Source organism: Mycobacterium sp. ACS1612 (assembly GCF_001667505.1).
Taxonomy (GTDB): Bacteria; Actinomycetota; Actinomycetes; order Mycobacteriales; family Mycobacteriaceae; genus Mycobacterium.
This window is the reverse complement of record NZ_LZHZ01000038.1, coordinates 1-5251: the sequence shown is the minus strand read 5'-3', so window position 1 is coordinate 5251 and position 5251 is coordinate 1. Positions and strand designations below refer to the sequence as shown.

The 5251-nt window shown below is 65.5% G+C and carries 5 protein-coding genes; 4 read left to right on the top strand and 1 reads right to left on the bottom strand.

From position 1 onward, the window contains the following. Window positions 1-617: cbb3-type cytochrome c oxidase subunit I (locus A5724_RS17785; RefSeq protein WP_197518706.1), on the bottom strand; the 617-nt coding region annotated here is incomplete at its 3' end. A 168-nt stretch (window positions 618-785) separates the two neighbouring features. On the opposite strand from A5724_RS17785, the gene A5724_RS17780 reads away from it, so the two are divergent. From A5724_RS17780 to A5724_RS17765, 4 genes are all read left to right on the top strand, one after another. Continuing rightward, window positions 786-1889, top strand: coding sequence for an iron-siderophore ABC transporter substrate-binding protein (locus A5724_RS17780; RefSeq protein WP_082965121.1), 1104 nt, complete (start codon window positions 786-788; stop codon window positions 1887-1889). Between the two features lie 10 nt (window positions 1890-1899). Further along, window positions 1900-2175, top strand: coding sequence for a YciI family protein (locus tag A5724_RS17775; protein ID WP_067804673.1), 276 nt, complete (start codon window positions 1900-1902; stop codon window positions 2173-2175). Window positions 2176-2314: 139 nt separating this feature from the next. Further along, window positions 2315-3364: an NAD(P)-dependent alcohol dehydrogenase gene (locus tag A5724_RS17770; RefSeq protein WP_067804669.1), complete on the top strand. Its 1050-nt coding sequence runs from the start codon at window positions 2315-2317 to the stop codon at window positions 3362-3364. 183 nt (window positions 3365-3547) lie between these two features. Then, the gene (locus tag A5724_RS17765) at window positions 3548-5143 is read left to right on the top strand and encodes an APC family permease (protein WP_067804663.1); all 1596 of its coding nucleotides are present in this window, start codon (window positions 3548-3550) and stop codon (window positions 5141-5143) included. The last annotated feature ends 108 nt before the right edge of the window (window positions 5144-5251 follow it).

The window sequence follows — 5251 nt, the reverse complement described above, 5'->3', positions numbered from 1 at the left end:
ATCCGGAACATCGTCATGCCCGGCGCGCGCATGCACACCACGGTGGTGATCATGTTGACGCCACCAAGGATGGTGCCGAGACCACCGACGGCCAGGCCCATGATCCACAGGTCACCGCCCGCGCCGGGTGAGTGGATCGCGTCGGTCAGCGGCGTGTAGGCGGTCCAGCCGAAGTCCGCGGCACCACCGGGGGTGATGAACCCGGCGATCGCGATCATCGCGCCGAACAGGAACAGCCAGAAGCTGAACGCGTTCAGCCGCGGGAAGGCCACGTCGGGGGCGCCGATCTGCAGCGGCAGCACCAGGTTGGCGAACCCGAACACGATCGGGGTCGCGTAGAACAGCAGCATCACCGTGCCGTGCATGGTGAACAGCTGGTTGAACTGCTCGTTGGACAGGAACTGCAACCCGGGCAGCGCCAGCTCGGTGCGCATGAACAGCGCCATCAGCCCGCCGATGAAGAAGAAGATGAAGCAGGCGACGCAGTACATGATGCCGATCATCTTGTGATCGGTCGTCGTGATGAGCTTGTAGACCAGGTTGCCCTTGGGGCCGAGCCGGGCCGGGAACGGACGGCGAGCCTCAAGTTCTCCGATTGGGGGCGCTTCGGCTACCAACAGGTCCTCCAAACATCTGATCGGGACATCCCCGCAGTCTTGTCCGAATCCTATCCTCCGACGGGCGTCGTGTCGGCATGGGTCCTACAAACTGTCGTAAACACACAGCCAGATCCGCGGCTGGCGCGCTGACCAGCCGAGAGCGGCCCAGATGTTACGGTCGGCGGCGTGCTGATCAGCGGGCGGAGCTTGGGCCTCGTCGGTGGCACCGGCGCTGCGCTCACGGCCGTGGTGGTGACGCTGGCCAGCGGGTGCGGCGCCCCGGCCGGCAACCAACAGTCGACGGCGGCCGAGCAGTCTGTGATCACCAGCACCACCAAGATCGCCAGCGCCGGGGTGCTGGGCAATCAGCGCAGGCCCGACGAGTCCTGCGCGCCCGATCCCGCGGCGCTCGACCCGGGTCCACCGGACCGCGAGGTTCGCCACGCGGCGGGCACCACCACCGTGCGCGCCGACCCGCAGCGCATCGTCGTGTTGTCCGGCGATCAGCTGGACGCGCTGTGCGCGCTGGGTCTGCAGTCGCGGATTGTGGTCGCGGCCCTGCCGGACGGCTCCCCGAGCCAGCCGTCGTATCTGGGCACCGTCGTGCACAACGTGCCCGCGGCGGGCAGCCGCAGCGAGCCGGACATGGAGGCGATCAAGGCTGCCAACCCCGACCTGATCCTCGGGTCGGTGGCGCTGACCCCGGACGCCTATCCGCAACTGGCCGCGATCGCGCCGACGGTATTCACCGGCCCGCCCGGCGCCAAATGGGAAGACAACCTGCGCACCGTGGGCGCCGCGACCGGACGGCTGGACGCCGCCAACGGACTGGTCGACGGCTTCGAGAAGGACGCCGACAAGACCGGCGCCGACAACGACGCCACGCACTTCCAGGCGTCGGTCGTGCAGTTCACCGACACCACGATGCGCGTTTACGGTGCCGATACCTTCCCCGGCAGCGTGCTCGCCGCCGTCGGCGTCGATCGCCCTGCGGCACAACGCTTTACGGACAAGCCGTATCTCGAGATCGGCATATCCGACGCTGATCTGGAGCATTCGCCCGACTTCTCGGCCGCCGACGGCGACATCGTCTACATCTCGTTCGCGTCGGCCTCGGCGAAGGACCGCGCGCCGAAGGTGCTCGACAGCGATGCGTGGAAGAAACTGTCGGCCAACCGCGACAACCGGGTGTTCGCGGTCAACAACGAGGTGTGGCAGACGGGCGAAGGCATCGTCGCCGCACGCGGAATCCTGTCCGACCTGAGGTGGGTCAACGCTCCGATCAACTAATGTCGCGCGAGTGTTTCACGTATTGAGGTCGACCTATCTGCAACCGCCCGACGTTGTCGAACAAACCCGTCCGGCTCATCTGGAATGGCTCAAGGGCGAGGTGGCCGCCGGGCGAATCCTGCTCGCAGGCAGGTTGGACGACGGGTCCGGGGCGGTCCTGATCACCGGCGACATGACCGACGAGGCCGTGCAGGACATCATCGACCGCGACCCCTACACACCGGCTGGCGCAGCGCGCTACGAGCGGACCTCGTTCAACGGGGCGTTCCGCGCGCCAGGAATTTAGGCTCTAACTCACAGCCAGAATCGGGATTACAGTCCCGGAATCGTCGGTTGGTGTCTCTGGGCCGCATCGTTGCGGCACTCCCACATAGCTTTGCTATCTGCTTAGCGCCGGCTGTGAAGAAACCAGAAGAGGGTTTGTGATGAGCACTGTTTCCGCCTATGCCGCAACGTCGGCCACCGAACCGTTGACCAAGACCACGATCACTCGCCGCGACGTAGGCCCGCACGATGTCGCGTTCGACATTCATTTCGCGGGCATCTGTCACTCCGACATCCACACAGTGAAGTCCGAGTGGGGTGAGCCGCTGTACCCCGTCGTCCCAGGGCACGAGATCGCGGGTGTCGTCACCCAGGTCGGCGCCGAGGTGACCAAGTACAAGGTCGGCGACCGCGTCGGGGTCGGGTGCTTCGTCGACTCCTGCCGTGAATGCGACAACTGCAAGGCCGGCTTGGAGCAGTACTGCACCGACGGCGGCATGACCGGTACCTACAACACCGTCGGCAGGGACGGTGAGAAGACGTATGGCGGCTACAGCGGCGCCATCGTGGTCGACGAGAACTACGTGCTGCGGATCCCCGACAGCCTCCCCCTCGACGCCGCCGCACCGCTGCTGTGCGCGGGCATCACGCTGTATTCGCCTCTGCGGCACTGGAATGCGGGCCCGGGCAAGCGCGTCGCGGTGATCGGCCTCGGTGGCCTCGGGCACATGGGCGTCAAACTCGCCCACGCGATGGGTGCACACGTCACCGTGCTCAGCCAGTCGCTGAAGAAGATGGAGGACGGCCTGCGTTTGGGCGCCGACGAATACTACGCGACCAGCGACCCCGATACTTTCACCAAGCTGGCGGGCAGGTTCGACGTGATTCTGAACACCGTGTCGGCCAACCTCGACATGGGCGACTACCTCAACCTGCTCGCCACCGATGGCACCCTGGTCGAACTCGGCATCCCCGAGAAGCCGATGCCGGTGCCGGTCTTCCCGCTGGCCCAGGGCCGTCGCAGCCTCTCGGGTTCGATGATCGGCGGCATCGCCGAAACCCAAGAGATGCTTGATTTCTGCGCCGAGCACGATGTACTGCCCGAGATCGAGGTCATCACACCCGACTACATCAACGACGCCTACGAGCGGGTGCTCGCCAGCGACGTGCGGTACCGCTTCGTCATCGACACCGCCACGTTGCGCGGCTAATCAGGAATCCTCGCCAAGCCCGGCCAGCGACCACCCGGTCGCGGCCGGGCTTGGCCGTAGCTGGGAGTTGTGTTACGAGCTTGTGTCCTCCGGTTGTCGCGACGGCGGCGGGATGCGACGCTCTCTGCGGTCTGCAGCGTCGCGGGCCATTCATGCACCTTGATCCCAACCAGGAGGCCCGCGGTGACAACTGAATCCGCAGCCGTCGAAACCACATCTGCGCCCGCCGCAGGGCTCAAGAAGGGCGCCGTCGGCATCGTCGCGGTCATCTTCATGGCCGTCGCCAACGCAGCTCCGATCACCGCGATGACCGGCAACGTGCCGATCGCCGTCGGCTTCGGCAACGGACTGGGCGCACCCGCCGGCTTCCTGTTCGCCACCATCGTATTGACGGTGTTCGCGCTCGGATACGTCGCGATGGCCAAGCACATCACCACCACCGGTGCGTTCTACGGCTTCATCTCCCACGGCCTCGGCCAGATCTGGGGCATGGCGAGCGGCCTGCTGGCGACGTTCGCCTACGTGATCTTCGAGGGCTCGCTGATCGGCGGTTGCGCCTACTTCGCCAACGACGCGGTGAACACCCTGCTGGGAGTGAACATCCCGTGGCTGGTGTTCGCCATCGCCGCGATCCTGATCATCGCTGCGCTCTGCCACTTCCACATCACGCTGACCGCGGCGATCCTCGGCGTCACGCTGGTGTCCGAGGTGATCGTGCTGTTCGCGCTGGCGTTCTCGGTGATCTTCAAGGGTGGCGGCCCAGACGGGCTCATGCTCAATCAGACTGTGCTGCTGAACAACGCGTTCGAGAGCCTGCCCGCAGGCGCGTTCGGCACCGCGGCAGCGGCGGGTTCGATGGCGATCGGTCTGTTCTTCGCGTTCTGGTCGTGGGTCGGTTTCGAGACGACGGCCGTCTACGGCGAGGAGTCGCGCAATCCCAAAAAGATCATCCCGCGGGCCACGCTGATCGCCGTGATCGGCCTCGGGCTGTTCTACACGTTCATCTCCGCGATGGTGATCGCGGGCAACGGCGCCAAGACCTCCGTCGAGACGTCGATAAGCGCGTCACCGCTTGACCTGTTCTTCGGGCTGGTCAAGGCCAACCTCGGCGGTGTGCTGCTCGACATCTACAAGATCCTGCTCGTCATCGGATCGTTCGCGTGTGCGTTGGCGTTCCACAACGCGGCGTCGCGCTACCTCTACGCGCTCGGGCGCGAAATCCCGTCCAAGGCAGTGCGTTCCACCATCGGCAGCACCCACCGCAAGCACGGGTCGCCGCACATCGCCTCGGCGGTGCAGGCCGTCATCACGTTGGTGATCGTGCTGCTGTTCGCCGGGTTCACCGCGGTGCAGGTGCCTGACACCAACGGTGTTCCGGTGGACACCCCGTCCCTGGTGCCCTACACGAACATCTACGGCCTGCTGGCCCTGATCGGCACAGCGGCGATACTGCTGGTGCAGGCGATCTGCTCCGCGGCGGTGATCTGGTACTTCTGGGTGCGAAAGACGCATTCCGGCAATGTGATCACCACGCTGATCGCTCCGCTGATCGGTGGCGTGGCGATGCTGTACGTGGTGTGGCTGCTGTGGGACAACCGCGCGTTCGCCGCCGGGTATGCGGCGAACTCGCTGGTGTTCAAGTCGGCCCCCTACCTCATCCTGGCGGTGTTCGTCGTCGGCCTGGCTTATGCGGTGTGGATGCGGTACGCCAAGCCGGAGGCCTACGCGGAGATCGGCCGCACCGTCATCGAGGACGCGCACGAGCGCACCGAAACTTAGCGCGAAAAGACGCAGAAGGCCCCGCACGCTCTGAAGTGGTCCCCGGAAGTTGGACCGAGAAATTTGGTTCCTTCTTCTGGGGAGTACTTTTTTGCATCCGTGTAGTTC

Coding starts and splice junctions, on each gene's coding strand:
- A5724_RS17770 (WP_067804669.1), top strand. CDS start 2,315: ATGAGCACTGTTTCCGCCTATGCCGCAACGTCGGCCACCGAACCGTTG.